Genomic DNA, 871 nt, shown 5'->3' on the forward strand with positions numbered 1-871 from the left:
ATGCCCACGACCGCGATGAACTACAACGCAGCGGCAAAAACGCGGTCATTTACCCTTGCTAATGCCGCTTATGGCGACGAGATTACTTGTACTATCACCAATAGTCCATCTGTTCCGTTGAGTTATACATTTGCAGGTATCGTTTTTAATGACAATGGTGGCATCATCGCTAACGCCAATACCAAGCAAGACATTTCGACTACTTTTACGAGTAATAGCAATTACTACAATGGTGTCTTTGACAACAATGAATCAGGTATTTTTGACAGTGGTTTACGAATCAGGCTGACTGACTGCAATAGCAACAATATCGTATCTACCTCACCAAATCCACAAACGGTTTCAAGTGCAGCAGCCAATACTGGTAGGTATAGTTTCAGTGTTAGTCCAAATGCGCTAGTGGGTAGATCAAAAGTGTGCTTAATCGAAACTGAGCCAAGCTCTTGGGAATATAGTGAAGATACGACTGTGAATACTAAAGAAGTTGCACTAGTCACCAATGTTTATAATTACAAAACCGAAAAGGACAGCTCAGGCAATATCACACGCAATCTTGATTTTGGTGAAGTAAAAGCAGACAACACCGCGCTGGTACTTAAAAAATCTCAATACGTGCACACTTGTGACAGCGCGCTCAGCTATCCCAATGTTGCCACTACCAATCAACCAACGACAGGATTTAGCACCAATTCTGCCAATGATGTCGAGCCAGGTAACTGTATCGCTTATAAATTGGAAGCGTATAACCGTGGTCACGTTGACTTAAATGAGGTTAGTATCAACGACTCTTTACAGCGCACTCCTGTTGAGTCAATCTTTAATCTACCCAAACCGCTAGGGAACCCTTCATCAGTATTTAAAAGTACCAATA

1 pseudogene is annotated in these 871 nt (G+C 42.1%); it reads left to right on the forward strand.

Going from position 1 to position 871, the window contains the following annotated elements:
* A pseudogene (locus ACS8FD_RS18360) lies at positions 1-871 on the forward strand (hypothetical protein); the annotation flags it as partial.

The organism is Psychrobacter sp. 1U2, assembly GCF_051847575.1.